This window comes from Arsukibacterium sp. UBA5043, assembly GCA_002415085.1.
Lineage (GTDB): Bacteria > Pseudomonadota > Gammaproteobacteria > Enterobacterales > Alteromonadaceae > Alishewanella.
Genome location: DIBV01000003.1, coordinates 127498 through 154410, shown reverse-complemented (window position 1 = coordinate 154410; position 26913 = coordinate 127498). Strand labels below are relative to the sequence as shown.

Below are 26913 nucleotides of genomic sequence, written 5' to 3'. Positions count from 1 at the left end.
CCATCTTCTTTAGCTTAGCGAAGAAAGTACTGCTTGCAAGTTTTCAGCCGGTTCTGCTTCACTTTTCAGCCAGATAACCTCTGGCCAGCCTCTTAACCAGGTAAGCTGGCGTTTGGCCAGTTGCCGGGTTGCAGCAATGCCTTTGGCCACCATGTCATCATAGCTGAACTCACCGTCCAGATACTGCCAGACCTGACGATAACCAACACATCGCATCGACGGCAAATTTGCATGTAAATGCTCCTGGTCCTTTAACCTAGCCACTTCCTGTTCAAAACCATGCTCAAGCATCAGCTGAAACCTATCAGCAATACGTTGATGCAATAACGAGCGATCTGTCGGCGCTATGGCAAATTGGTGTACTTTAAACGGAAAAGGTTCACCTTTTCGTGCGGTTAATTCTGTCATGGTACTGCCGGTTAGCCGATAAACCTCTAACGCACGATTAATTCGTTGTGGATCATTCGGATGGATACGCGCGGCAGCAACCGGGTCAAGTTGCTGTAACTGTTGGTGCAACGCTTGCCAACCTTCCGTTGCAGCCTCTTGCTCTAATTCAGCCCTTATCTGAGGATTGGCAGGCGGTAACGGTGAAATACCGTCTAGCAACGCTTTAAAATATAACATGGTGCCGCCTACCAATATCGGAATTTTTCGCCGTTGCTGGATCTCGTTGATTAATCTTAGTGCATCATCCCGAAAATCAGCCGCTGAATAACTTTGATATGGCTCCATAATATCCAGCAGATGATGGGGTGCCAACAGCAATTCTTCAGCCGTCGGTTTAGCAGTACCGATATCCATACCACGATAAATCAGGGCACTGTCAACACTGATAAGCTCTGCATCAAGATGCTGCAGCAACTCTATGGCCAATGCCGTTTTACCAGATGCGGTCGGCCCCATAATAAAAATAACGGGTAAGGCGTTTTTCATGGTTGCCCTTGCTGGTTTAGCGCTTGCAAACTGCTACTTAAATCTAACGGCACTGCCAGCCACAGTTCGTTGTCTGTTAACATTGAAGCAAAATAGTCTAGCAGCACAGTCTCGGTCAGCCAATAGGATGAAAGTAGCATAGACAATATTGCCCGACTGCTTTGAACCGGGTTTTCAATTTGTAATAGCGGCAATAATTTTAAAAACCACTGGCTGATAGAGGTTGAACGCAGCCAGGGCGCAACGGCTCTGACAATAGCGGTGCTGTCCTGTACCAGGATATTAAATCCCAGTTGCTGCAACAAACTGGCCGCAGCCAGTAATTGCTGCTTCTCAGTATCTGTTATCGGTAACCGCAATGGTAGTAACAACGGTGCCTGGCTTGAGTCATGCAGCCACGGTGTCGCGAGAGTGGCGGCTAAATCCAGTAATACCAGGCCCTCTGGTCCCTGAGCAATGGCACAGCCCTGCCCTGCTGGCAGGATCTGCAGAGGGGATTTTATCTGAACAGTGGCCTCGGCACTCACAGTCGCATACTGGCCCTGCAAATACTGTAATTGCTGCCTGCTCTGACTCTGGCTTGCAATTTCAGATGTTGCAATTCTGCCAGCCCCCCATTGCCCTGCTTTTGTTTGGTTCCCCGACTGCTTGTCAGAAACGCCTTCAGCACCCTCTGGCATCCGATATACTGCGGCACTATTGGCTACCTGTTGTTGCAGTACCGGTTGTTGCGGAACCTGCTGCTCTGTCAATTGGCTTAACGCATCACTCAGGGCGCTAACCACAAAATCATGCACTAATCTGGCCTGATGAAAACGCACTTCATGTTTCGCCGGGTGAACGTTAACATCAACCTCAGCCGGGACGATCTCCAGGTACAATACGAATCCAGGTTGCTGTTCTGGCGTTAAGCGCTCACCGTAAGCCTGACGGATAGCGTGGTTTAACAGCTTATCTCGCATCATCCGACCGTTAACGTAGCTATACTGGCAGCCAGGCGTGTTCTGACACGCTTGCGGTGCAAGGATCCACCCACTGAGTTTGATCGCGCCACAACTGTTTTCAATATAAGCGGCGTGTTCGGCGAACGCTCTGCCGCACAGTATAGCCACTCTTTTTTGCCTGGCCTGTGCGCTGGTTGCATGAGGCAGGCGACGGATACGTTGACCATTGTGAGTTAATAGCCAGCTTACATCAAACCGGCTGAGCGCCAATCGCTTTACCAGCTCGTCGATATGAGAAAATTCAGTTTTATCAGTACGCAAAAACTTGCGCCTTGCCGGTGTATTGAAGAAAAGATCCACCACCTCGATGCTGGTTCCATCAGGGTGCGCTGCCGGTTTTACCGTTACCGCCATATCACGCCCTTCGGCCTGAGCTTGCCATGCCGCAGCTTGCCCGGCAGGTTTAGACGTTAGGGTCAGACGTGATACCGAGCTGATACTAGCTAGCGCTTCCCCCCTGAAACCGAGGCTGGTTATCTGCGCTAAATCATCCAAATCACTAATTTTGCTGGTGGCATGCCGGCTTAGTGCCAGCACCAGCTCGTGTTCGGCAATACCAGAACCATTATCACGGATCCGAATGAGCTTGCTGCCCCCTTTATCGACATCAATCTCGATTTGGCTGGCGCCGGCATCGAGGCTGTTTTCCACCAGCTCCTTCACCACAGAGGCGGGCCTCTCGACCACTTCACCCGCAGCAATCTGATTCGCCAATTGTGGCGCTAAAATTTTAATGGTCATGTTCAGGGGATCCGTAATACCTGACCAATCCGAATACTGTCATTTGCCAGCTTGTTATGATTGCGTAAGGCATCGACTGACACATCATAGCGCTGCGCCAGCAATGACAAAGACTCACCCGGCTGCACCTTGTGCTCGCGGGCCCGTTGCTGGGCAAACAATGAGTCAGCCGGCGGCGCCAACTCAAAATGACGTTTCAGCGCCCGATGCAGCGACTGTGCTAAGCGGGTCTGATGGCTGGCAGACCTTAACTGCTTCTCCTCTTTAGGGTTAGAAATAAAACCAACCTCTACCAGAATGGAGGGAATATCAGGCGACTTTAATACGCCCAGGCTGGCTGCCTGCGGTTTGGCCTGATGCAATGAGGTCATCTTACCAAGTTCTGCCAGCACCTGATTTGCCGCCTGGTAAGCAGTAACCATCGAATGATTCATCGACAAATCCAGTACAGTTTGCGCCAGATAACGCTCATTGGCCGAGTCGCGGATAATTTCTGCCACTCCGCCAAGTAATTCAGAGTGACGCTCGGTTTGCTCCAGCATCCGGCCCACTTCAGTGGTTGCCCGGCGCAATGATAACACCCATACCGAAGCCCCTTTAGGCTGGGGTGAGGTAAAGGCATCAGCATGAATGGATACCAGCAAATCAGCCTGCTGGCCACGAGCTACTTCAGTGCGTCGGTTGACATGAATAAAATAATCACCGGTGCGCACCATCACCGCTCGCATGCCTGGTTCTTTGTTGATCAGCTCTGCCAGAAGATTAGCAATCGGCAAGGTCAGGTTTTTCTCATAGGTGCCGCTGGGACCGATAGAACCCGGATCTTCACCCCCATGGCCAGCGTCAATAGCGATAATGATATCCCGGGCCGCACGGATACTGACCGGAGGCCGCGCCTCGGCACGTTGGGTGTCCGGTAAATCGATTACCAGCCTGTGACCGTAAGGTGCGGTAGGCGTAAGGGCAAATACCGTCGGTTTTACCCTGCTGGATAAATCCAGCACTATCCGCATACTGTTATTGTCGCCACTGCTGCGAATGGCTTTAATCAGTTGGGAGTCGCCGTCGATCTTCGGTAATGCGCTGCCACCGGCAATATTGCTCAGGTCGATAACCAGGCGGTCGGGATTATCCAGACTAAAGCTGTTGTATTGCGGGGCGGCCTGCAAATCGAAGACCACCCGGGTATTATCAGGCGATGGCCAAATCCGGATACTTTGTACCTGGTTGCTCGCAAAACTTAACGCAGAAAAAAACCATAAAATGGTTAACCCGGCGCAGCTAAGAAACTTATTATTATTTTTCATCATCTCTTATTGCATCTATTATAGCGCGGCCCGCAGCGGTGCCAGCGCCTATCTCTATCTGACGTTGCATGTCCAGATAACGTAAGTGTATGTACAGATCAGGCTCAGGTAAATATCCCTGACCCTGCTCTGGCCATTCCAGCAAACACAAACTCTGATTGTTGAAATAATCACGGAATCCCATAAACTCCAGCTCTTCCGGGTCGGTCAGCCGGTATAAATCAAAATGATACACCATTAAACCAGATAACTGGTAAGGTTCGACCAGAGTGTAAGTCGGGCTTTTCACATTACCCTGATGCCCCAGCGCCTGCAACATACCTCGGCTGAAGGTTGTTTTGCCCGCCCCCAGGCTACCCTGTAAAAAAATGACTTGCCCTCCTTGCATATGCCGCGCCAGCTCGGATGCGAGGTTTAAGGTGGCCGTTTCATCCGCCAGTACTTTAATAAATTTTGGTGCCTGCGCATCAGAGCGCTTAGTTAAATTTTCAGTACCCACGTTTTACCTTGATCTCAGTTAATTTATGCTCAGCTTTAGCATTTATGTTGCTATGTTAACAAACTAAAGCAAAGTGGGGCCAGCAAAACTGCGCGTCGGGCAACAGTGTTACCTGAACACTCTGACCAGAAAATGAATAACCGGTTCCCGAGCGCTGAAACGCCATGATAAAGTGACGTCGATTCTGATTCAGAAACTGCCGGGGAACAACATCAATGGCCATCGATTACCAACAGCTTGCCAGGCGGATAAAACAATGGGCACTGGAACTGGGCTTTCAGAAACTGGGCATCACAGCGCCGGATTTATCCGCAGAAGAGCCCCGGCTGCAAGCCTGGTTGAATAACGAGTACCATGGCGACATGCACTATATGGCAGAGCATGGAATGATGCGCGCCCGCCCTGCTGAATTGTTGCCAGGCACCTTAAGAGTGCTCAGTGTCAGAATGGATTACCTGCCGGCAAAAGCGGGCTTTGCCACTAACCTGGCCGACCCGGCTAAAGCTTATATCAGCCGCTATGCCCTGGGGCGCGACTATCATAAATTAGTGCGAAACCGCTTAAAGCAACTCGCGCTTAAAATCAGGACTGAAATACCAGAGCTCAACTTTCGCCCCTTTGTTGACTCCGCACCGGTACTGGAGCGGCCGCTGGCCCAGCGAGCGGGTTTAGGTTGGATTGGCAAGCACAGTCTATTACTGAACCATGATGGGGGGTCCTGGTTCTTTCTGGGTGAGCTGTTAGTCGATATTCCACTGCCTGTGGATGCACCTCATCAGGGCGACTGCGGCAGTTGTGTCGCGTGTATTACCAGCTGCCCCACCGGCGCTATCGTGGCGCCGTATGTTGTCGATGGCCGACGCTGTATTTCCTATCTGACGATTGAATTGAAAACCGCTATTCCTGAAGCATTGCGCCCATTAATGGGTAATCGGATCTATGGCTGTGACGATTGCCAGCTGGTATGCCCGGAAAACCGAGACGCCCCACTAAGTATTGAGAGCGACTTTCAACGCCGCCCGCAGTGGCTTGAGCAGAGCTTATTACAGCTGTTTGCCTGGGATGAAGCGACCTTTTTACGCTTAACCGAAGGCAGCGCAATCCGCCGTATTGGCTTTGAACGCTGGCAACGTAATATTGCCGTCGCCCTGGGCAACGCCCCCTATCAGGTAGAAATAACCACGGCGCTGACACAGGCAAGAGTACACAGTTCGGACCTGGTCACAGAGCACATCGACTGGGCGCTGGCACAGCAAAAACGCAAAAGCTGGCAGGCAGAGAATTTGTTACCCCGCGCCACCGGGCGCCTGGTAAGAATTATTCAGAAGGGGCTACCGAGGGATGCATAACGGTGGTTTGCCGCAATACCAATCGTTTTTCGGCTTCGACCATCAGGCGTTCACGCTGCGGTGCAGTAAGCTGTTGCCACTGCAGAATTTCAGTCAGCAAGCGGCCGCAACCCAGACAACAGTCTTGCTGATCTAAACAACAATTTCGAACACAGGGAGAAATTATCATAAGCACTCATTTACAGTATGTTACTGAGTGTAGCAAAACTAAAAAAACAAAAAGCCGCTAAAAAGCGGCTTTTTGTTCGAATTTGGAGCGAGTAACGAGGTTCGAACTCGTGACCTCGACCTTGGCAAGGTCGCGCTCTACCAGCTGAGCTATACTCGCATCGGTCAACGCAGCTGCGTTGTGATGGCGCGCATTTTACAAAATCAGCAGGCTTATGCAAGTACTTTATGCCGGTAATTTAAAAAAATATTGGCGATAGGTTACTAATTCAGCAATTGACTCGCGAATGTCGTCCAATGCTAAGTGACTGCCCGCTTTCTGTACTTTGTTAAGCACTTCAGGATGCCAACGTCTTGCCAGCTCTTTAATGGTACTGACATCCAGATTACGGTAATGAAAAAAGTTTTCCAGCTCTGGTGCATACTCAGCTAAAAATCTGCGGTCCTGGCCAATACTGTTACCGCACATCGGCGATTTTCCCTTCGGCACGTATTGGCTTAAAAACTCAATGGTTTGCCTTTCTGCTTCGGCCAGGCTGACTTTACTGGTAAGACAGCGCGCCGTTAAACCACTCTTACCATGTTGTTCGACACACCAGGGATCCATATTATCCAGGATCTGGGCTGAAGTACTGATCGCAAATACCGGGCCTTCGGCCAGAATATTAAGCTGACTGTCGGTAACGACCGTCGCCATCTCTAAAATAACATCGGTTTTTGGTTCCAGCCCGGTCATTTCTAAATCAAGCCAGATTAAATTAGAGTCAGTTGTTGCCATATCTATATCCTTAAGTGCGCGCTGCTTTGTTCAAATTAAGATTGCAGGTATGATACACGTCTTAAGCTTAACACTGAAAGCGCTTGAATGCGCACAACGGTATAACCAGCACGTGACCAAAAAAAAACACCTGACCAAACGCCAGACAGACCGGATTGCCCAGAATGAGCAAAAACGGCTACGTGGTAATAAAAAAATCAAAGCTGAGCACTGGGATGATGACGTTTTACTCGCCGCCGAACCAGGACTGGTGCTAAGCCGCTTTGGCCAGCATGCTGATATTGAGGACAGCCACGGCGACGTGGTGCGGTGCAATATGCGGCGCACCATCAGCTCAGTGGTCACCGGCGATAAGGTGGTGTGGCGCCGTGCCAGACAAAGTACCGGTAGTATTGATGGCGTTATTGAAGCTGTAGAAGACCGAACGTCGGTGCTATTGCGCCCTGATTTTTATGACGGTTTAAAGCCGGTAGCGGCCAACATTGATTTAATGATTATTGTCTCAGCTATCCTGCCCGCTTTATCGCTGAATATCATCGACCGCTACTTAGTCGCAGCAGAAATAACCCATATCAAACCATTGCTGGTGATCAACAAAGTTGATTTGCTTAATGAAGAGCAACGTCAGCAACTGAACGAGCAACTTAGTTTGTATCGCAAAATTGGCTATGATTATCTTCTGGTTAGCGCAAAGTCTGGCCAGGGCATGCCAGAGCTTTTGCAGCAAATTCACAGTGGCACCAGCATTTTTGTTGGCCAGTCAGGGGTCGGTAAATCATCACTGATGAATAACCTGATGCCGGGCCTTAGTGCCGCCACCCGCGAGGTATCAGAAAATTCGGGCTTAGGCCAGCATACCACCACGGTATCCCGGCTTTATCATTTGCCAGAAGGGGGCGAGTTAATTGACTCGCCAGGCATTCGCGAATTTGCTCTGTGGCATTTAAGCGAACAGGAAGTCACTGAAGGGTTTGTTGAATTTCAACCCTGGCTCGGTCGCTGCAAATTCCGGGATTGTAAGCATGTTAACGACCCGGGCTGTGCCATTCAGCATGCTGTGCAGCAGGGTGAGATTAGCAATGAGCGCTATGACAGCTATATAAAAATCCTGGCCAGTATGGCACAGGACAAACCGAATTATTTTTAAGTTAAAGGTTAGTAATGCAATGGATAAAGTGAAAATTACCCTGCAATACCTGATGCCGAAGCATCTGATATCGCGCTTGGCTGGAAAAGTAGCAGCAGCGGAACTGGGCTGGTTCAGTCATTTTCTGATTAACCGCTTTATCAAAGCGTATAAGATTGATATGAGCGAAGCACAACTGGAACGGCCACAAGATTATGCCAGTTTCAATGAGTTTTTTACCCGACCGCTAAAAGACGGTATCAGGCCATTGGCCAGCGAACCACATATTGTTGCCCATCCGGTCGATGGCGCAATAAGCCAGCTCGGGCCCATTGTCGATGGTAAACTGGTTCAGGCTAAACATCATAATTACTCGCTCCAAAACCTGTTAGGTGGTCTGGAACAAACTGCGGCTCCCTTCGCTGGCGGCACTTTTGCTACTATTTACCTGGCACCTAAAGATTACCACCGCATTCATATGCCGGTAAGCGGCACCCTGCGCGAGATGATCTATATCCCCGGCGAGCTGTTCTCGGTAAACCCATTAACGGCTGAATGTGTTAAAGACTTATTTGCTCTCAACGAGCGGGTTGTAACCATCTTTGATACTGAATTTGGCCCGATGGCACTGGTTCTGGTGGGCGCTACCATCGTTGCCAGCATAGAGACTGTCTGGGCAGGGACTATTACCCCGCCCACCGGCAAAAACATTTTCCGCTGGACTTACCCGGCAAACGGCAATACTGCGATAAAGCTGGAAAAAGGCGCCGAAATGGGACGCTTCAAGCTTGGCTCAACTGTGGTGCTGGCTTTCCCTGAGGGTAAAGTAGACTTTCTGGCCGACCAGCAACCCGGCACGGTCACTCGAATGGGTGCGCCTTTTGCAGAGATTAACTAAATAACCCGCTTCGGCAGGACACTTTAGTGTCCTGCTGCTTGCTCCGCAAACGCGATAGCGCCATATATTTTTTCTGCGACACGCCGTAAACCCATCCATGGGGTCACGTTTTCGCCCGTCCAGGGCTACAACGGTCTCTGAAAAAAATACTCTGCTCCCGCTTTATCTGCAGTAAACTAATCCCTAACGGTTCATAGGAGTAATTATGCAAATCATTGCCCACCGTGGTGCCAGTGGCGAATTTCCTGAAAACACCTTACTTGCTATTGAGCAAGCCATCGTTCAGGGTGCTGACGCTGTTGAGATAGACGTGTTTGCCGTGCAGGGCGAGCTGATTGTTATTCACGACCACCACTTACATCGCACCACCAATGGCAGCGGCAGTATTTATCAGTATAGTCTGGCCGAACTGATGCAACTGGACGCCGGCCAGGGCCAACGTATTCCTACCTTATGGCAGGTACTTGAGCTTACCCATGGCAAATGCTGGCTGAATATCGAGCTTAAAGGTGATAACACTGTCGCGCCACTACTGACGCTGCTTGAGAAAGCGAAACAGCAACTTGGGTTTGACTGTCAGCAGCTGCTTATCTCATCGTTTAACCATCATTTACTGGTCACGATAAAGCGCGAGCGGCCTGATTTAAAGCTAGGCGCGCTAACCGCCAGCCTGCCAGTCGATTACGCCGCTTTTGCCAGCCAACTACAGGCTTATTCAATCAATTGTGATGTCAGTTTTATCAACCAGGCGATGGTCGATGATGCCAAAGCAAGGGGCCTGAAAGTGTATGTGTACACCGTAGATCAGCCTGACGAAATTAGACGCTTAAAAAACTATGGCGTGGATGGTATTTTTAGCAATTACCCAGCTAAAAGCCGGGTGGCGGCAAACAAAAAACCCGCTGTTTAAGCGGGCTCGTCGGCGTGATGTTCGGTGTCGCAGCTTTCACATTGACTGCACAATCGCATATTCATCACATGTGCCAGCACCACCAGAGATGCGCCAATTACTAATACTACATGTTCGTACTGATGGCCCCATACATCTCGCTGCCAGTAGATGAAAACACCTAAAAACAATGAATAGAAAGGGTAAAGCTTACGATGATAGCGGTGAAACCCAATAAACAGTGCCACAAAGCCTAGCACCATAGTAAACAACAACATTAGGCGTTCGAAGGCATGGTTGTGACTCACCGTTAAGCCAAGTAGTGGTAGCAACGGTAATAAAACCGGCAGCAGAATACAGTGAATCGCACACAACGACGTCACGGTAATACCTACTTTGTCAAATAACACCCTGGTTTTGGCTAACACAATATGAACCCGCTGTGTTGGAATTACTAAAACGATATAATATAACAAATCAAAACACTTTGAAACGTATTGGCTAAAAATTCTTTAAGCAGCCGGCATCAAGACGGCTTCGCTTGCTGATCCGCCTGCTGGCCTGTGGCATAATAGCGCCATGCTAATTTAACCGGGCCCATTATGGATTCCCTACTATCTCAACTTGATGAAAACTTAAAGGAACTGTACCGCAAAGCGCTGGATGCCGATGCGGTATTAGAACAGCTGCAACAACAAGGTCAGGCAAAACACCAGAGTATATTCCCTGCCAGCAGCGATTTTAGTGTCAACAGTAACCGCTTTATGCCTTATTTAAGTGAAGCCGCCGAACAGGTGGCAGCTATACGGCAAAGCCAGCAATTTAATACCGCTACCCTTGCCAGAGTGGTGAAGCAGCTCCAGGTACTACACCAGACGCTGGCTGATTTTCGCTCAGTCGTGAGCAAGTAGCCATAACTTAACAGGCATCTCATCATAAGCTAACCACGATATTTAATGAAAAGCCCTGCAGTTGCAGGGCTTTTCATTTTGCTCAGATGCTTGCAATACTTATTCAGCCCTAGGGCTTGCTTACTTTGGCCGGTAAGGCGGCATGTTCAGTTAGTTTGGGTTGCAGTTCTGTTTTAAACCAGTCTTGCAGCATTGCCTTTTCGAACGCAAATTCTGGCGCATGGCTGCGTGGCGTCATGCCGGTCATAAAGCTCATATCCCGCAAACGCTCCTCACCGCTGACAACCTCTTCACCATACTGATCGCGCAATAAGTGATTAAAGCGGATCGCTGGCGAATTAACTTCTTTAATTACCCGGATCGCTTGACCTGTATTGGTAGCAAAATAATCAACCTCACCCGCCAGATCAACGTCAGTTACAGTAATTTGCCAGCTATACCCCTTTGGCAATTTATCAGCCATTTCCTGAAAAACTTGTTCAAAATTACGTTGCACCCGCTCCAGAAAGCGGCTGCGTGAATCATTGGCTGTCCGCACATCGGTAAATTTTTCCGGCGCTTGCCAGGACAGCGCTAATTCAGCGCTTGTCTTATCATCACTGCTTGCCGGTGCTGCCCATGCCATTACGATGAACGCTATCCATAATGTTTTCATTACCATCTCCCACGATATTAGCCAGAGTCTGCAGCGCTACTACTGCGCTTATCGGAGTGATTTATGCTGTTCCCCGATGATGCTTTTCATTAATGTTTACCGTCATACTATAAATCACAATCTTGATACTGAGCCGTATGAATTTGTATTGATATTACGCAAATTTTGTATAAAGTTGTAGCGAACCAGCACTCTCTTTTATACATCGCAGCCTGCGCAACCCGGTTGGGTCAATTATCCGGGTGCGCAGGCGTCGCCCCCTGTAGCGGGCTATTTATCAATGGCGGACTTGTGGCTACATTTTAGCGTAATCACTTACCATGGGTTCAATTTCCTTGTGAAACCACTCTGTCAGCATTTGTTTTTCATAACGAAAAGGGTCGTCGTCTTTTATGGAACGGACTGATTGCAGAAACCCCATATCACGTAACTTTTCATCTGCACTCACCACTTCCTCACCTTCATGATCAAGTAAAACGTGGCTGAAACGAATGGCCGGTGCATATATTCCTTTAACAACCCGCAAGGGGTTACCCGCGCCGCCAATGAAATAATCCACATCACCGGCTAAATCAATATCAGTAATCGTGACCATCCAGCTGTAACCTGCTGGCAATTCGCTAGCCATTTTCTGAAAAACTTCTTCAAAGTTATGCTGTACCCGCTCTTTAAACTTACCTCGCGTAGAATTTGCGGGGCGAATATCGGTAAACTTTTCCGGTTCTTGAAATTTAAGCTCAAGCTTCGCACCCGCCTCGTCATTACTCAGCACGGGTGCGGATACTGCCAATGTGAGCAGCGCTATCAGAAATGTTTTCATTCTCGCCTCCTATCGGTTCACTTTTAACGTGTCATTTGAAACGTGAATTTTGAACCTGTGTTGCTATCAAACTTGGTGGATAAATTTACTAGGCTCTTTTTTTCACAGCAAGAGCATACACCTGATTAAGACCCCAGATGCAGTATTAAGTTTAGTACAGTTGCGTTATTACATATAACAGCTCAAGCATTCTAGATAACAACGCTTGATGCGGCGATTGACTGGCCAGGACATAAAAAAAGCCCCCGCTGTTACCCGGGAGCTTTTTTTTAGCGATGGCGCTGAGTTACATCATACCGCCCATACCGCCCATGCCGCCCATATCTGGCATGGCCGGTGCATCATCTTTTGGCAATTCAGTGATCATCGCTTCAGTAGTGATCATCAGCGAACCAATTGAAGCTGCAAACTGCAGTGCTGAACGGGTAACTTTGGTTGGGTCAAGAATACCCATTTCCAGCATGTCGCCGTAAACATCGGTAGCGGCATTGTAACCGTAGTTACCAGAACCTTCTTTAACCTTGTTCACCACTACTGACGGTTCTTCACCGGCGTTAGCCACGATTTGACGCAGTGGCGCTTCCATTGCCCGCAGGGCAATTTTGATACCGTGAGTCTGGTCTTCGTTGTTGCCTGTTAAACTGGTCAGCTTGGCAGCAACCCGCACCAGAGCTACACCACCGCCGGGTACCACGCCCTCTTCGACTGCAGCACGGGTAGCATGCAATGCATCTTCAACCCGGGCCTTTTTCTCTTTCATTTCCATCTCAGTGGTCGCGCCCACTTTGATAACGGCAACTCCGCCAGCTAATTTGGCCAGACGCTCCTGCAGCTTTTCTTTGTCGTAATCAGAAGTGGCTTCTTCGATTTGCTGGCGAATTTGCTTCACCCGGCCATCGATACCACTTTGCTCACCGGCGCCGTCAATAATGGTGGTGTTATCTTTAGTGATAACCACCCGTTTTGCGGTACCTAAATCTTCCAGCGTGGCTTTTTCCAGTTCCATACCAATTTCTTCAGAAATCACGGTACCACCGGTTAGAGTCGCAATATCTTGCAACATCGCTTTGCGACGGTCACCGAATCCTGGCGCTTTAACCGCAGACACTTTAACGATGCCACGCATGTTGTTCACGACCAGCGTAGCCAGTGCTTCACCTTCTAAATCTTCAGCGATAATTAACAACGGCTTGCCTGCTTTGGCAACACCTTCTAATACCGGCAGTAATTCGCGGATATTAGAGATTTTCTTATCTACAGTCAGAATAAACGGGCTATCCAGCTCAACCTGGCCAGCTTCCTGATTGTTGATGAAATACGGAGATAAGTAGCCACGGTCAAACTGCATACCTTCAACCACGTCCAGCTCGTTATTTAAGCCCTGGCCTTCTTCAACAGTAATGACGCCTTCTTTACCTACTTTGTCCATGGCATCAGCAATAATTTTACCAATCTCTTCATCAGAGTTAGCAGAGATAGTACCTACCTGGGCAATGGCTTTGGTATCAGCACAAGGCTGAGATAAGTTCTTCAACTCTTCTACCGCAGCAATAACGGCTTTGTCGATACCGCGCTTTAAATCCATTGGATTCATGCCGGCAGCAACCGCTTTAACGCCTTCGTTGATAATGTTTTGCGCTAACACAGTAGCGGTAGTGGTGCCGTCACCCGCTTCGTCATTGGCTTTAGAGGCAACCTCTTTCACCATTTGTGCGCCCATGTTTTCAAATTTGTCTTCCAGCTCAATTTCTTTGGCAACCGATACACCATCTTTAGTGATCATTGGTGAACCAAATGACTTGTCCAGAATAACGTTGCGCCCTTTAGGGCCCAGCGTTACGCGCACTGCATTTGCCAGAATATTAACGCCCTTGAGCATCTTGTTGCGAGCTTCGTCGCCAAAACGTACGTCTTTTGCAGCCATTTTAAATTCCTTAATTCAATTTCAAGTTAAACGATAATGCCAGGTGCAGCTTACGCATGCTGCTTAATCAAGGATTACACCTAAGATATTGTCTTCTTTGGTGATGACAAACTCCTGGCCGTCTACTTTTTCAGTGCGCTCTACATAAGCACCAAATAATACTTTGTCACCTACTTTTACATCTAAAGGCTTCACATCGCCGTTATCCAGGATACGGCCATTGCCTACCGCAACGATTTCGCCACGGCTCGATTTCTCGGCAGATGCTCCCGTTAGTACGATGCCACCTGCTGACTTGCTTTCTGCTTCTAAGCGTTTGATGATGACACGGTCATGTAATGGACGAATATTCATGCTCTAATCTCCTAAAGCGTTTTTTGAGTTTTAACATGGGTGTTAAAATGTGTGTTCGGTATATGGGGCGGCAGCAAAAAAAATCCAAGGGGCAAACTGAAAAATTCTGTGCCACGGCCCTCGATAGGTTTTGAGCAGGTGGTATTCGTAAGCATTTATTAAGTAACTTTTGAAAAAGTAACAAATGAAATAATTGCGGGGTTCGTCAGGTCTCTTTTGCACAGCGCGCCATCACGGGCAATAAGACCAATTGGCCAATATTGTCGTATAGTAAAATCGGTATTACCCACTAATCGGTAAATTGAAAGAAGGTTCAATTAATGTATCAGGTGTTTTTGCTTCCACTGTTGTTGTTATATTCGTTATTGGCCGTTAATCCTGCCCAGGCCCAACAAAGCTCAGTTTTAGACAGTTTGCTAAAAGGCGACGACAGTTTTTTGCCGGTTGATCAGGCATTTAAAATGGACTTTCGCCAGCAGGACGACCAACTTATCGTCAACTGGACTATAGCTGACGGCTACTACATTTATCGCGATAAATTTAAATATGGCGGAGTCGCAGTCAGTTTCTCCCACCCGACTTACCCGGCAAGCATGCAAATCGAAGATGAGTTTTTTGGGGTTTCTGAAGTATATTTTCATCAACTGACTCTGAAAATACCACTTTCTGATATCAGCGAAGACGCTTTTTTGCGGATCCAGTATATGGGCTGTGCTGAAGCCGGTTTATGTTATCCGCCCATTAATGAAGAAATACCCCTGTCAATTCCGAAGAATTCGGCCACCAGCGGGCAAACCTTCACTGACGATGCCGCGACAACAGAACAATCGGGTACGCCAACATCCAGTCAGTATGGCTTAGCTGAACGCCTTAGCAGCGGCTCGGTGTGGCTTAATATGGGAGGTTTTTTTCTGTTAGGTCTGGGTCTGGCGTTTACTCCCTGTGTGTTTCCTATGTACCCTATTCTAAGCAGTATTATTGTTGGTCAGGGCAAGCAACTGAGCACCCGCCGTGCCTTTGGTTTGTCATTCAGCTATGTACAGGGGATGGCACTGACCTATTCAGCGCTTGGGCTGGTAGTGGCCAGTTTAGGCGTTAAATTTCAGGCATGGATGCAGCACCCTGCCGTATTAATTGCGGCAGCGGTAATATTTGTCGTATTAGCACTGGCCATGTTTGGAGTATTTAACTTTCAATTACCCGCCAGTTGGCAGGCTAAAGTAAGTGCCATCAGTAACAAGCAGCAAGGTGGCAGCTTAAAAGGTGCTTTTGTAATGGGCGCACTGTCAGGTCTGATTGCTTCGCCCTGCACCACTGCACCATTATCGGCGGCGTTACTGTATGTTGCGCAAAGCGGCGATTTAATGCTCGGCGCACTCACTCTTTATATCCTTAGCCTCGGGATGGGCATACCCCTTATTTTACTCGGTACCTCAGGTGGTAAGTTACTGCCTAAAGCGGGCGCCTGGATGAATATCGTCAAATCTGCTTTTGGTTTTGTTCTATTATTAGTCCCTATTATTTTGCTGGAGCGTATTCTGCCGTTCTGGCAGGTTGTGCTGCTGGCATCGCTGCTTGGCTTGTTGGTAAGTGGTTATTTATTTAAGCTGTTATTTGAACAGCAAAGCAGCACGGCTAAAGCCAGCTTGCTGGTATTTGCTCAGGTGTTGCTGCTGGCCACCGTGTTTGTTAACTGGCAGTATTTTGGCCCTTCTCAAAACAACAGCGTTGCAGTCAGTAATGTTGACAGTACAGCAGGCCAGTTTATCGAAGTAGCAGATCTGGCCGGTCTGGAGCAGCAGCTGGCCGAAGCTCAGGCGGCCAACCAATATACGCTGGTCGATCTCTATGCTGAGTGGTGCGTTGCCTGTAAAGAGTTTGAAAAGCTTACTTTCCCGGCAGCCCAAGTGCAGGCCCAGACCCGTAACATGCGGCTGATTAAGATTGATGTGACGAAAATGACCCGCTCTGATGAGAAACTGTTAAATCATTATCAGGTACTGGGTTTACCTACCCTGTTGTTTTTCAGCCCGCAAGGCGAGGAGTTAACCAGCGCCAGAGTCACCGGTTTTATGGCCGCTACCCCTTTTGCACAGCATCTGGCGGCGCTTACCAGCGAACAGTAACCCTATCTAAGCCAGTTCGCCTGCCAACTGCAGACGAACTGGCCTACCGCTTTCAACTGCTTTTAAGCGCTTTACGCCTTACCCCATTTCGCCCCTCTGGCTGATAAGACCAGTATTTTGCTGCCATTTGTCACGAATTCACTATAATAGGCGCTTATCTGGTGATAAAGGGGCGCAGCAATGTAACGAAATAAGCAAGCAGGTGCATTTTCATGCTACCTTTCGTAAGATACGACTTATTCATTACATTTAGCGGAATTACAGTGCAAATGGCGGCAAAATACCGAATTTTATTGATAAATGGTCCAAACCTGAACATGCTCGGCGTCCGCGAGCCCGGGGTGTATGGGGCTGCCAGCCTGAGCGAAATCGTTACTAAGCTGGAATCACAGGCTAGCAAGCTTAATGTCAGTCTTAACCATATTCAGTCAAACGCCGAGCATGTGCTTATTGATGCTATTCAGCAGAGTCTGGGCCAGCAAGATTTTATATTAATTAATCCAGGGGCCTTTACCCATACCAGTGTGGCTATTCGCGATGCCTTGCTGGCCGTAGCGATACCCTTTATTGAAATTCATTTATCCAACGTGCATGCCCGGGAAGCGTTCCGGCGACATTCTTATTTAGCTGATATCGCCCGTGGGGTTATCTGCGGCTTTGGCGCCAAAGGTTATCACTATGCGCTGGACGCAGCGGTATCAGCCTTACAAACAACCGAAAATTAACTCGCAAATTAACTAACATCAGGCGATAGACATGGATATTAGAAAAATTAAAAAATTGATTGAATTGCTGGAAGAGTCAGGCATTTCTGAGCTGGAAATTACCGAAGGTGAAGAGTCAGTTCGGATCAGTCGTAACAGCCCGGTGCAGCATTATGCACCCATGCAACCAATGCAATATGCTCAGCCCCAAATGCAGGCGCCGGTAGCAGCGCCCGCGGCAGTAGCAGCCGAACCAGCGGCTAAACCAGCTGCCAGCGGCCAGGTTGTTAAGTCACCGATGGTAGGTTCATTTTACCGGGCGGCTTCTCCTACTTCAAAAGCCTTTGTTGAAGTAGGTCAGAGTGTCAAAGTGGGTGATACCTTGTGTATTGTTGAAGCCATGAAAATGATGAACCAAATTCAGTCTGATAAAGCAGGCGTAGTAAAAGAAATTCTGGTTGAAAACGGCGATCCGGTCGAATTTGATCAGCCGTTATTTATTCTCGAATAACCGAAAAGGCTGACCGATGCTAGAAAAAGTACTTATTGCCAACCGGGGCGAAATTGCACTGCGTATCTTACGTGCCTGCAAAGAACTCGGTATTAAAACGGTAGCGGTGCACTCCACCGTTGACCGTAACCTGAAACACGTGCTGCTGGCAGACGAGACCATTTGTATTGGCCCGGCGCCGTCACCGCAAAGCTATCTCAATATTCCGGCGTTAATTGCGGCAGCCGAAGTGACCAACGCTCAGGCTATTCACCCGGGTTACGGCTTTTTAGCAGAGCGCGCAGATTTTGCTCAGCAGGTAGAAGAGAGCGGCCTGGTCTTTATTGGTCCGCACCCGGATTCTATCCGCTTAATGGGCGACAAAGTATCTGCCATCGAAGCGATGAAAAAAGCCGGTGTGCCCTGCGTACCGGGTTCAGATGGTGCCGTGGGTGATGACCCGGACACCAGTAAAAAGATTGCCCAACGTATTGGTTACCCGATTATAGTGAAAGCAGCCGGTGGTGGCGGTGGTCGCGGTATGCGGGTCGTGCGCAGCGAAGAAGAACTGATTAGTTCTATCGAGATGACCAAAGCTGAAGCCAAGGCAGCCTTCGGTAATGACATGGTTTATATGGAAAAATTTCTTGAAAATCCACGTCATATCGAAATTCAGGTATTGGCTGATGGTCAGGGCAACGCGATTCATTTAGCTGAGCGTGATTGCTCAATGCAACGTCGCCACCAGAAAGTGGTCGAAGAAGCGCCAGCACCGGGCATTACCCCGGAACTGCGCGCTTTTATCGGTGGCCGTTGTGTCGATGCCTGTAAAGTGATGAATTATCGCGGTGCCGGCACCTTTGAGTTCCTGTTTGAAAATGGCGAGTTCTTCTTTATTGAAATGAACACCCGTATTCAGGTAGAACACCCGGTTACCGAAATGATCAGTGGCGTCGATCTGATTAAAGAGCAATTACGAGTTGCATCCGGCATGCCATTAACGCTGAAGCAGGAAGATATCGTCATTCGTGGCCATGCAGTGGAGTGTCGGATTAATGCTGAAGATCCAGTGACCTTTATGCCATCTCCCGGCAAAATCACCCGTTTTCACCCGGCCGGGGGCAACGGCGTGCGGTGGGATTCGCACATTTATGCCGATTACACGGTACCGCCAAACTACGACTCTATGGTCGGTAAGCTGATTACCTATGGCGAAAGCCGGGAAATCGCTATCGCCCGGATGCGTAATGCGTTGGACGAGTTACTGGTAGAGGGAATTAAAACCAATATTCCGCTGCATAAAGACATTATGCGTGATGTTGAGTTTTGTAAAGGCGGTACCAATATTCATTACCTGGAAAAAAAGCTGGGTATGAAATAAGCGTCGCTTAATCAGCTTAGCAATAGAATAAAGGCCGCAATTGCGGCCTTTTTGCTATAATGCGCCAAAATTAGCGTAAGAGAGTCACCATGCCCTGGATCCAACTACGTATCAGTACCACTGAAGATAAAGCCGAGCAAGTCAGTGATATGCTGCAAGGCTGGGGAGCGCAGGCGGTAAGTTTTGTCGATGCCCACGACACCCCGATTTATGAACCCATGCCAGGCGAAGTGATTTACTGGACCAATACCGTGGTAGTTGGCCTGTTTGATGCAGAACACCCGATGGATAACGTGTTACGCCAGCTGAAAAAAGTCGCATTTTTCAAAGACCATGTGGAATACAAGCTGGAACAACTGGAAGACAAAGACTGGGAACGGGAATGGATGGATAACTTTCATCCGATTAAGTTTGGCAAGCGCCTCTGGGTATGCCCCAGCTGGCGTGACATCCCGGACCCGACCGCCGTTAATGTCATGCTTGACCCGGGTTTGGCCTTTGGTACCGGTACTCACCCTACTACTGCCTTATGCATGCAATGGCTGGATCAGCATATTGAAAGTGAACAAACCGTGGTCGATTTTGGCTGCGGTTCGGGCATTTTAGGCATAGCAGCCCTAAAACTGGGTGCAAAACGAGTGGTTGGTATTGATATTGATCCCCAGGCAATAGAAGCAAGCACCGCCAACGCAGCACGCAATAATGTCAGCGGCCAGATAGAGCTATACCTGCCCAAAGATCAGCCCCAGCTCCAGGCCGATGTGGTGGTCGCCAACATCCTGGCCGGCCCCCTTGCCGATTTAAGTCAGATAATCAGTGGCTATGTTAAACCCGGCGGTTTGCTGGCGTTGTCGGGTATTTTACAAAGTCAGGCTCAGAGTGTCATCGCCGCCTATCAGCACGAATTTAGCTTTGACCCGATAGCCAAGCAAGACGAATGGGTCAGATTAAGCGCTCGGAAAAATGCCAGTTAAGCGATGTGCCAACTGGTGGCAAAATAAACAGCCTTACAATTATCTTTTTAGTCAGGCCGTTGTTTACGGCTTGGCTGCAGCAGGAAAACACGCCTTTTCAGCCTTTTAGCGAATGTCAATCCCTCAAAGGCCATATTAAATACAGTTTTGTTTAAATAATAACCTTTGCTTTGTTGCCAAAAATCCGTAAACTTAGCGCCCCTTACGGGTAGAGCCTTGGAATACATGGTGCGTATAGGTCCTTATCAGTTAGTGAACAAGGTGATTTGCGCACCGATGGCAGGAGTGACAGATCACACTTTTCGGGAGCTTTGCCGGCGGTTTGGTGCTGCTTTAGCTGTATCTGAAATGCTGTCAAGCAATCCTCAGGTCTGGCAGAGCGAAAAGTCGCAAAACCGGATGGGCCACCGTCAGGAATCAGGCATTCGCTCGGTACAAATTGCTGGCAGCGATCCAGAACAAATGGCCGCAGCAGCGCAGTACAATGTTGAAATTGGTGCCGATATTATCGATATCAACATGGGCTGTCCGGCAAAAAAGGTAAATAAGAAACTGGCGGGATCAGCCCTGTTGCAATATCCGCAGCTGGTCGAACAGATTATTCGCGCGGTAGTAAATGCCGTGCGGGTACCGGTAACCCTGAAAATTCGTACGGGCTGGGATCCGCAGCATCGTAACGGTGTACAGATTGCCCGTTTAGCGCAGGACAACGGCATTCAGGCACTGGCGGTGCATGGCCGCACCAAAGCCTGTATGTACAAAGGCGAAGCAGAGTACGACACCATCAAAGCCATTAAGCAGGCGGTGTCATTACCCGTGATTGCCAACGGTGATATTACAACGCCGGAAAAAGCACAATTTGTGCTCGATTATACCGGTGCCGACGCCATTATGATTGGCAGGGCGGCACAAGGGCGCCCCTGGATTTTCAGGGAGGTGGTCCATTACCTGGCGACAGGTGAAAAACTGGCTGCACCAGCAATAGCTGAAGTGCAGCAAATCATGCTGGAACATGTGCAAGGCTTACATCAGTTATATGGCGTGCATTTAGGGCCTCGGATAGCTCGTAAGCACGTTGGCTGGTATTTAGCCGAGCATGATGCCCAGGGTGTGTTTCGCAGCGAATTCAATGCTATTGAGCAGGCAGATCGCCAGTTCGAAGCATTAAATGACTATTTTTATCAACTAGCAGCAACCTAACGTAAAAGAGAAAAGCAATGTTTAATTCGAACGTTACTTCGCCATTTATTACTAATGCCCATGTTCAAACTCAGGAAAAGCCTCAGGCGTTAAGCAACGCGGTACAAAAAGCCGTTGCTAACTACCTGCAACAGTTAAACGGTCAGGATGTTGATGACCTTTACGAGCTGGTACTATCAGAATTAGAGCGGCCGTTACTGGAAGAGGTGATGAAATACACCCGCGGCAATCAAACCCGCGCAGCCAACCTGATGGGCATCAACCGCGGTACCCTGCGTAAGAAGCTGAAACAATACGGCATGAGTTAATGCCACTGCGAGGCTCCGGCCTCGCCACTAAGCACCTTCGGGTGCTTTTTTATTGGTTAGGTTAAAATCTGATTTCTGCAAGCGACAAGAGAATTAAAGCATGACAACATTACGCCCCATTCGTCGCGCACTGTTAAGTGTGTCTGATAAAACCGGTATCATCGAATTTGCCCGTGCCCTGGCTGCCCGGCAAGTGGATATTCTGTCTACCGGCGGCACCGCTAAGCTGTTAGCGGAACACGGTATTAAGGTTACTGAAGTGTCGGACTATACCGGTCATCCCGAAATTATGGACGGTCGGGTAAAAACCCTGCATCCGAAAATTCATGGTGGCATTCTGGCGCGGCGTGGCGTAGACGAAGATGTCATGACAGCGAATAACATAGGTCCGATCGACCTGGTGGTGGTAAACCTGTACCCCTTTGCTGACACAGTGGCTAAAGCGGGTTGCACCCTGGAAGACGCGGTAGAGAACATTGATATCGGCGGCCCGACGATGGTACGCGCGGCAGCGAAAAACCATAAAGATGTCACCATCGTGGTTAACGCCAGCGACTACGACACGGTACTGGCTGATATGGAAGCGAACAATGGTGCTACTACTCATGCTACCCGTTTTAGCCTGGCGATCAGTGCCTTTGAGCATACCGCTCAGTACGATGGCATGATTGCCAACTACTTTGGCGCCATGTTGCCAGCCTACGACGCACCAACCGCGCCGGTAAGTAAGTTCCCACGCACCTTCAATAGTCAGTTTGTGAAGAAACAAGACTTGCGTTACGGCGAAAACAGCCATCAGAGCGCCGCGTTTTATGTGCAGGAGGGTGCCACTGAAGCGTCAGTCGCAACCGCTACTCAGCTGCAAGGCAAGGCATTATCGTATAACAATATTGCTGATACCGATGCAGCACTGGAGTGTGTAAAGGAATTTGCTGAACCCGCCTGCGTTATCGTCAAACACGCTAACCCGTGTGGCGTTGCGATTGGTGACTCTATTCTTGCCGCTTACAATCGCGCCTATCAGACTGACCCTACCTCGGCCTTTGGCGGCATTATCGCCTTTAACCGTGAGCTGGATGAAACCACAGCGAAGGAAATTGTCAGCCGTCAATTTGTTGAAGTGATTATCGCGCCAGCTGCTTCAGATGCCGCTGTTGCGGTAATAGGCACTAAGCCCAATGTCCGGCTACTGGTATGTGGCGAGTTCAGCCAGGCCGCTAACGCCCTGGATATGAAACAGGTAAACGGCGGTATGCTGCTGCAGGACCGTGACCAGGCTAAAATAACAGCCGATGATTTAAAAGTGGTGACTAAGCGCCAACCCACTGAGCAGGAATTAACAGACTTACTGTTCTGCTGGAAAGTGGCCAAGTTTGTGAAATCAAACGCCATTGTTTATGTCAAAGACAGCATGACCATCGGCGTTGGCGCCGGCCAGATGAGCCGGGTGTACAGCGCGAAAATCGCCGGTATCAAAGCGGCCGATGAAAACCTGGAAGTGAAGGGTTCAGTCATGGCATCTGATGCCTTCTTCCCGTTCCGCGACGGGATCGACGCCGCCGCTGCTGCAGGCATTACCGCGGTCATCCAGCCAGGTGGCTCGATGCGCGACGCCGAAGTAATTGCCGCCGCCGACGAGCACGGTATGGCGATGGTGTTTACCGGCGTGCGCCACTTCCGTCATTAAATAGCTGCTTCAACATTGCAATAGGCCGCGCTGCGGCCTTTTGGCCTTTTTTATCTGCAACTAATTGCATCAACATGCTCACAACGTCTGCCCGTTCCTCAACTTCAGGCTGCGCTGTTTAATACTAATTTTTCAACTACAGGCTGTTCGCCATGTTCGGCCTGCCATGCATCATAATTTGCCTGCAGGTTTATCCATAGAGCCACATTGCTGTCGGTTGCCAGGGCAATTCGCTGCGCCAAATCTGCGGAGCAAGGTATATGACCGTGACAAAAATTACTCATAGTAGTACGGGATATACCTAACGCTTTGGCAGCTTTAGTCACCGAGATACCATGTTCTTCCAGGATCTGGCTCCGAAAAATCAGCCCCGGATGATTGGGACAACGTGTCATTTTTTCCATAACAACCTCCAGATTATTATCTACTCCAGGCATACTATTTCTGTGCCCTTATTTGTTTACCGTGATAATCCCGGTAATCCAACAGCACAGCGCCATCGTCCTCAAGCTCGAACGTCACCCGCCAGTTACCATTCACTTCAATTGAATATACCCCGGCACCAGAACCCACTTTTTCAGCAAACTTTGTTTGAAACAGTGCACGTAAATCTTTCGGCTGATGAGAGGCGGCAATCGAATCAAGAATTATGGTGAGTTTCACCGCATGTTTCGGCTGCACACCACTGTGATCGCCGTGCAAAAATAGCTTCTTTAGTCCTTTATGCTTAAAGTTCTTAATTGCCATGTTGATCCCTCATCAATGTCCAAAGTGTAAAGCATTGCTTTACACTTATCAAATATTGCGAGGTAAACAGGATAGTTTTAAAGGCAGTGCAGAAAATCACCCGACATTATCTGCTGCAGGCCATCAGTTGGGTGGTTATAACAATACACCCAGGCGCTAATCTTTTCGCTGTTCTCGAGGGTGACCTGTTGTTTAAGCCGCAGGTATTCGGTGGGGCTGGCAAAGCCGGAGCCGCACTCTTCGTACTGGTCCAGTTCTGTCAGCAATAACGCGGGTTGCTTAAGCTGATACACCTCACCCGTTACCTGCCACTTCGGGTTGTTACATGCAACGGCACCAGGGTAATAATCGACCAGATACAACTTTGCCTGCAACCAGCCCAACCCACGCAGACTGGCATGCTGCTGTAGTAATTGATAACAATGCTGGCCGGCGGCGCGGCGCTCGGCATGTTTACGAAGGGTACCGTATACAAATAAGTAGTCTGACATTGGTACAACCCGCGAGACCTAAAACCATATATTCTACATAAATTTAGCCGGAACTGACCATTCCAGCTGCAAGCTGTTGCTGATTTCGCAGTATGCCAGTGCCGTTAATGAAGCTTTTCTGATTCTAAGTGCCGGCTGATGACAGCCCAGCAGTAAACTAATCAGAGCTGAAATATCCGGCTCATGGCCGACCAGCAAGGTGTGCTGTGGCAATTCGGGCAGCTGCTGATACAACTGGCTTAAGGCGCTCTGACTGTCGGTAGCCAGCGCCAGCCAGTCAAGCTCGCGGGCCGGTGTCAGTTCTGCCTCTTTGCAAACTATCGCTGCGGTTTGAATAGCTCTTGGATAAGGGCTGGTTAGCACCAGCTCAGGTTCAATAGTGTGGCGCTGCATAAAATGGGCGACCCGACGGGCCTGCAAGCGACCCTTTTCCACCAGGCAGCGGTCAATATCCAACTGATTGGGCCTGACAACCTCTGCGGTAGCATGACGAAGAAAATATAAGTATTTATTCATAGCGGCCGCAGTTATAGCACGGTGTTAAGGCAAATTTATGACACTTACTTGCTGTGAAACACGCTATCATTTTGGCAGATAAACGTATTTATTGGTTAAATGCTTATTAAATAAATCTGCGAACAAATGCAGGTTATTGATTTTTATATGGTTATAGGGTGGCCTTATTTTTGCTCTGTCAACGCTGCAGGCGTTAACGCCGCTATTGAGCAATACTTAATAACAAAAACAAGGAGCAACTATGTTAAAACAACTTTGGCTGGCCACGGCATTATGCTGCGTCAGCAGCGCAGTAATCGCCGCTGAGCCGTTACCTGACGCCCAGGCTGTAAGCCGCTATGCCGATCAGCTGCTGCTGCAGCAACCGATAGATAACACCAGCCCCGGCGTGGCAGTGTTGGTAGCACGCGGCGACAAATTACTGTTTAAGCAGGCGTATGGCCAGGCAAATATAGAGCTTGGTGTACCATTAAGCCCGGAGCATAAATTCAGGATAGGTTCGGTTACCAAGCAGTTTGCGGCGACGGCGCTGTTAAAGCTGATTGATGAAGGTAAGGCGACACTGACCGATCCACTGAGTAAATACCTGCCGGATTATCCTGAAGGTCAGGCCATTACGCTGTTACAACTACTAAACCATACATCCGGTGTCAAAAGTTACACCGGCATTCCCGGCTATATGCATAATCAGATCCGCCGGGAGTTAACTACCGCCAAGCTGATTGAAGAGTTTAAGGATTTGCCAGTCGACTTTGCACCCGGCACAGACTTTCAATACAACAACTCGGGTTATGTGTTGCTTGGCGCGGTAATTGAAGCTATCAGCGGCCAGAGCTGGCATCAATATATTAATGATGCGCTGCTGCAACCCAATAAACTGACCACGATTGTTTACCCTGGCGAGCAAATTATTGTTCCGGGTATGGCCAGCGGTTACAGCCTGCGCCCCGGACAGGATGTGCAAAAGGCATCGTTGCTGAGTATGACTCAACCTCATGCCGCCGGCGCCCTGGTTGCAGATTTAAATGCCTTATGGCAGTGGAACCGGCTGCTACATGGTGGCAAGTTGCTCAAAGCTGAGACGTATCAGCAGATGATCACACCTTTGGATGCTGCAGCACAAAGTGACCGTAATTATGGTTTTGGCATCAGCCGTGGCCAGCTGCGTGGCATGCAGGAGCTGCAGCATGGCGGAGGTATTAATGGCTTTGTTTCATTGTTAGTTTACTTGCCACAGCAGCAAGTGACAGTAGCAATGCTGCGTAACAGCGATGGGCCAGGGCCGGATTTAAATTACTTAAGCCGCAAAATCGCTGCTTTTGCCAGCGGTAACCCATACCCGGAGTACCAGCCAGTTTCGCTGACAGAGGCCCAGTTAGATGAAATTACCGGGGTTTATAACAAAGGCGACGACAGCCGCACTCTGGAAGTCCGGGATGGTAAACTTTTCTCTACCCGTGCCGGTGGCAGGCCATTTGAATTAATAGCGCAAGGCAATGACAGTTTTGGCTTTATTGACAGCGTAACCCGCCTGGTGATCGAGCGTGACCAGAAAGGCAACGCGACCGCGCTGCGGATGTTTTATGATGGCGACGGCGAAGGCGAAATCTGGCAGCGAACCGGCGATATTGCCGTAAAGGCCGATATTAACTTAACCCAACCACAACAACAGGCGCTGATCGGCAATTATGCCTCAGATCAGTTGCAACTGAAAATTTTCCAGAATGATGAAAATGGTTTAATGGTGCAGGTAGCCGGTCAGCCTGCGCTGGCACTAAAAGCTGCCAATCCACGTAGTCTGTATCTTACGGTAATAGACGCGAAACTGGACTTTGCGCCAGCCACCGGGCAGGCAACGCAGCTTACCCTGACTCAGGGCCCGGGCAGCTTTGTGTTAAGTCGCCAGTAGCCTACTGCAGTTAAGCGCCAG

At 49.1% G+C, this 26913-nt stretch carries 29 protein-coding genes and 1 tRNA gene; 14 read left to right on the top strand and 16 right to left on the bottom strand.

Annotated features, from left to right (window positions below):
- Positions 1-9: 9 nt before the first annotated feature.
- From miaA to tsaE, 4 genes are read right to left on the bottom strand one after another with little or no spacing between them, the layout of a single operon-like run.
- Positions 10-936: a tRNA (adenosine(37)-N6)-dimethylallyltransferase MiaA gene (miaA, locus tag B2Q61_RS03610; RefSeq protein WP_290621419.1), complete on the bottom strand. Its 927-nt coding sequence runs from the start codon at positions 934-936 to the stop codon at positions 10-12.
- Positions 933-2681 carry a DNA mismatch repair endonuclease MutL gene (mutL, locus tag B2Q61_RS03605; protein WP_290621418.1) on the bottom strand — a complete coding sequence of 583 codons (1749 nt, stop codon included), beginning with the start codon at positions 2679-2681 and terminating at the stop codon, positions 933-935. Before mutL ends, miaA begins: the two co-directional genes overlap by 4 nt.
- Positions 2682-2683: 2 nt before the next feature.
- Entirely contained in the window at positions 2684-3991 is a 1308-nt protein-coding gene (locus B2Q61_RS03600; RefSeq protein ID WP_290621417.1) for an N-acetylmuramoyl-L-alanine amidase, read from the bottom strand.
- Complete coding sequence (gene tsaE, locus B2Q61_RS03595) at positions 3978-4487, bottom strand: tRNA (adenosine(37)-N6)-threonylcarbamoyltransferase complex ATPase subunit type 1 TsaE (protein ID WP_349678789.1); 510 nt, start codon at positions 4485-4487, stop codon at positions 3978-3980. Before tsaE ends, B2Q61_RS03600 begins: the two co-directional genes overlap by 14 nt.
- Positions 4488-4702: 215 nt before the next feature.
- Between tsaE and queG the strand changes: the two genes are divergently transcribed.
- Positions 4703-5836, top strand: a complete 1134-nt coding sequence (queG, locus tag B2Q61_RS03590) for a tRNA epoxyqueuosine(34) reductase QueG (protein WP_290621416.1) — start codon at positions 4703-4705, stop codon at positions 5834-5836.
- Here queG and B2Q61_RS03585 read toward each other — a convergent pair.
- From B2Q61_RS03585 to orn, 3 genes are all read right to left on the bottom strand, one after another.
- Positions 5805-6005 carry a DUF1289 domain-containing protein gene (locus B2Q61_RS03585; protein ID WP_290621415.1) on the bottom strand — a complete coding sequence of 67 codons (201 nt, stop codon included), beginning with the start codon at positions 6003-6005 and terminating at the stop codon, positions 5805-5807. The genes queG and B2Q61_RS03585 overlap by 32 nt on opposite strands.
- An 83-nt stretch (positions 6006-6088) precedes the next feature.
- Positions 6089-6164: transfer RNA gene (locus B2Q61_RS03580), tRNA-Gly, on the bottom strand.
- 66 nt (positions 6165-6230) lie between these two features.
- Positions 6231-6782 carry an oligoribonuclease gene (gene orn, locus B2Q61_RS03575; RefSeq protein ID WP_290621414.1) on the bottom strand — a complete coding sequence of 184 codons (552 nt, stop codon included), beginning with the start codon at positions 6780-6782 and terminating at the stop codon, positions 6231-6233.
- 112 nt (positions 6783-6894) lie between these two features.
- Here orn and rsgA point away from each other — a divergent pair, with 112 nt between their 5' ends.
- The 3 genes from rsgA to B2Q61_RS03560 all read left to right on the top strand — a co-directional run bounded on the left by rsgA (position 6895) and on the right by B2Q61_RS03560 (position 9716).
- Complete coding sequence (rsgA, locus tag B2Q61_RS03570) at positions 6895-7929, top strand: small ribosomal subunit biogenesis GTPase RsgA (protein WP_290621413.1); 1035 nt, start codon at positions 6895-6897, stop codon at positions 7927-7929.
- A 19-nt stretch (positions 7930-7948) separates the two neighbouring features.
- Entirely contained in the window at positions 7949-8806 is an 858-nt protein-coding gene (gene asd / locus B2Q61_RS03565) for an archaetidylserine decarboxylase (RefSeq protein ID WP_290621412.1), read from the top strand.
- A 205-nt stretch (positions 8807-9011) separates the two neighbouring features.
- Positions 9012-9716, top strand: coding sequence for a glycerophosphodiester phosphodiesterase (locus B2Q61_RS03560; protein WP_290621411.1), 705 nt, complete (start codon positions 9012-9014; stop codon positions 9714-9716).
- On the opposite strand, the gene B2Q61_RS03555 is transcribed toward B2Q61_RS03560, so the two are convergent.
- Entirely contained in the window at positions 9713-10123 is a 411-nt protein-coding gene (locus B2Q61_RS03555) for a MerC domain-containing protein (protein ID WP_290614231.1), read from the bottom strand. The genes B2Q61_RS03560 and B2Q61_RS03555 overlap by 4 nt on opposite strands.
- A 174-nt stretch (positions 10124-10297) precedes the next feature.
- Here B2Q61_RS03555 and B2Q61_RS03550 point away from each other — a divergent pair, with 174 nt between their 5' ends.
- A complete protein-coding gene (locus tag B2Q61_RS03550) occupies positions 10298-10606 on the top strand; it encodes a prephenate dehydrogenase (protein WP_290621410.1) in 309 nt (102 codons plus the stop codon).
- 109 nt (positions 10607-10715) lie between these two features.
- Here the strand turns inward: B2Q61_RS03550 and B2Q61_RS03545 are convergent, their stop codons facing one another.
- From B2Q61_RS03545 to B2Q61_RS03530, 4 genes are all read right to left on the bottom strand, one after another.
- Positions 10716-11261, bottom strand: coding sequence for a DUF3016 domain-containing protein (locus B2Q61_RS03545; RefSeq protein ID WP_290621409.1), 546 nt, complete (start codon positions 11259-11261; stop codon positions 10716-10718).
- A 295-nt stretch (positions 11262-11556) separates the two neighbouring features.
- A complete protein-coding gene (locus B2Q61_RS03540; protein ID WP_290621408.1) occupies positions 11557-12081 on the bottom strand; it encodes a DUF3016 domain-containing protein in 525 nt (174 codons plus the stop codon).
- A 286-nt stretch (positions 12082-12367) separates the two neighbouring features.
- Complete coding sequence (groL, locus tag B2Q61_RS03535) at positions 12368-14005, bottom strand: chaperonin GroEL (protein ID WP_290621407.1); 1638 nt, start codon at positions 14003-14005, stop codon at positions 12368-12370.
- A 63-nt stretch (positions 14006-14068) separates the two neighbouring features.
- Positions 14069-14359: a co-chaperone GroES gene (locus B2Q61_RS03530; RefSeq protein WP_290621406.1), complete on the bottom strand. Its 291-nt coding sequence runs from the start codon at positions 14357-14359 to the stop codon at positions 14069-14071.
- Between the two features lie 320 nt (positions 14360-14679).
- On the opposite strand from B2Q61_RS03530, the gene B2Q61_RS03525 reads away from it, so the two are divergent.
- From B2Q61_RS03525 to purH, 8 genes are all read left to right on the top strand, one after another.
- Entirely contained in the window at positions 14680-16485 is a 1806-nt protein-coding gene (locus B2Q61_RS03525) for a protein-disulfide reductase DsbD (protein WP_290621405.1), read from the top strand.
- Between the two features lie 269 nt (positions 16486-16754).
- A complete protein-coding gene (aroQ, locus tag B2Q61_RS03520; protein ID WP_290621404.1) occupies positions 16755-17210 on the top strand; it encodes a type II 3-dehydroquinate dehydratase in 456 nt (151 codons plus the stop codon).
- 31 nt (positions 17211-17241) lie between these two features.
- Positions 17242-17700, top strand: coding sequence for an acetyl-CoA carboxylase biotin carboxyl carrier protein (gene accB, locus B2Q61_RS03515; RefSeq protein ID WP_290621403.1), 459 nt, complete (start codon positions 17242-17244; stop codon positions 17698-17700).
- 16 nt (positions 17701-17716) lie between these two features.
- Positions 17717-19060, top strand: a complete 1344-nt coding sequence (gene accC, locus B2Q61_RS03510; protein WP_290621402.1) for an acetyl-CoA carboxylase biotin carboxylase subunit — start codon at positions 17717-17719, stop codon at positions 19058-19060.
- An 89-nt stretch (positions 19061-19149) separates the two neighbouring features.
- Positions 19150-20034, top strand: a complete 885-nt coding sequence (prmA, locus tag B2Q61_RS03505; RefSeq protein ID WP_290621401.1) for a 50S ribosomal protein L11 methyltransferase — start codon at positions 19150-19152, stop codon at positions 20032-20034.
- Positions 20035-20259: 225 nt separating this feature from the next.
- Positions 20260-21234 (top strand): tRNA dihydrouridine synthase DusB, encoded by a 975-nt coding sequence (gene dusB, locus B2Q61_RS03500; RefSeq protein WP_349678790.1) that lies wholly within the window; start codon positions 20260-20262, stop codon positions 21232-21234.
- Positions 21235-21251: 17 nt separating this feature from the next.
- On the top strand, positions 21252-21542 hold the full coding sequence (fis, locus tag B2Q61_RS03495; RefSeq protein WP_046557682.1) for a DNA-binding transcriptional regulator Fis: 291 nt from the start codon (positions 21252-21254) through the stop codon (positions 21540-21542).
- Between the two features lie 100 nt (positions 21543-21642).
- Positions 21643-23229 carry a bifunctional phosphoribosylaminoimidazolecarboxamide formyltransferase/IMP cyclohydrolase gene (gene purH, locus B2Q61_RS03490; RefSeq protein WP_290621400.1) on the top strand — a complete coding sequence of 529 codons (1587 nt, stop codon included), beginning with the start codon at positions 21643-21645 and terminating at the stop codon, positions 23227-23229.
- Between the two features lie 104 nt (positions 23230-23333).
- Here the strand turns inward: purH and B2Q61_RS03485 are convergent, their stop codons facing one another.
- The 4 genes from B2Q61_RS03485 to B2Q61_RS03470 all read right to left on the bottom strand — a co-directional run bounded on the left by B2Q61_RS03485 (position 23334) and on the right by B2Q61_RS03470 (position 24983).
- Positions 23334-23633, bottom strand: coding sequence for a HigA family addiction module antitoxin (locus B2Q61_RS03485; RefSeq protein WP_290621399.1), 300 nt, complete (start codon positions 23631-23633; stop codon positions 23334-23336).
- Positions 23634-23667: 34 nt separating this feature from the next.
- Positions 23668-23976, bottom strand: coding sequence for a type II toxin-antitoxin system RelE/ParE family toxin (locus tag B2Q61_RS03480; RefSeq protein ID WP_290621398.1), 309 nt, complete (start codon positions 23974-23976; stop codon positions 23668-23670).
- A 77-nt stretch (positions 23977-24053) separates the two neighbouring features.
- A complete protein-coding gene (locus B2Q61_RS03475; RefSeq protein WP_290621397.1) occupies positions 24054-24467 on the bottom strand; it encodes a gamma-glutamylcyclotransferase family protein in 414 nt (137 codons plus the stop codon).
- A gap of 33 nt (positions 24468-24500) precedes the next feature.
- The gene (locus B2Q61_RS03470) at positions 24501-24983 is read right to left on the bottom strand and encodes a SixA phosphatase family protein (protein ID WP_290621396.1); all 483 of its coding nucleotides are present in this window, start codon (positions 24981-24983) and stop codon (positions 24501-24503) included.
- A 241-nt stretch (positions 24984-25224) separates the two neighbouring features.
- Between B2Q61_RS03470 and B2Q61_RS03465 the strand changes: the two genes are divergently transcribed.
- A complete protein-coding gene (locus B2Q61_RS03465; RefSeq protein ID WP_290621395.1) occupies positions 25225-26892 on the top strand; it encodes a serine hydrolase domain-containing protein in 1668 nt (555 codons plus the stop codon).
- Positions 26893-26913 lie beyond the last annotated feature (21 nt).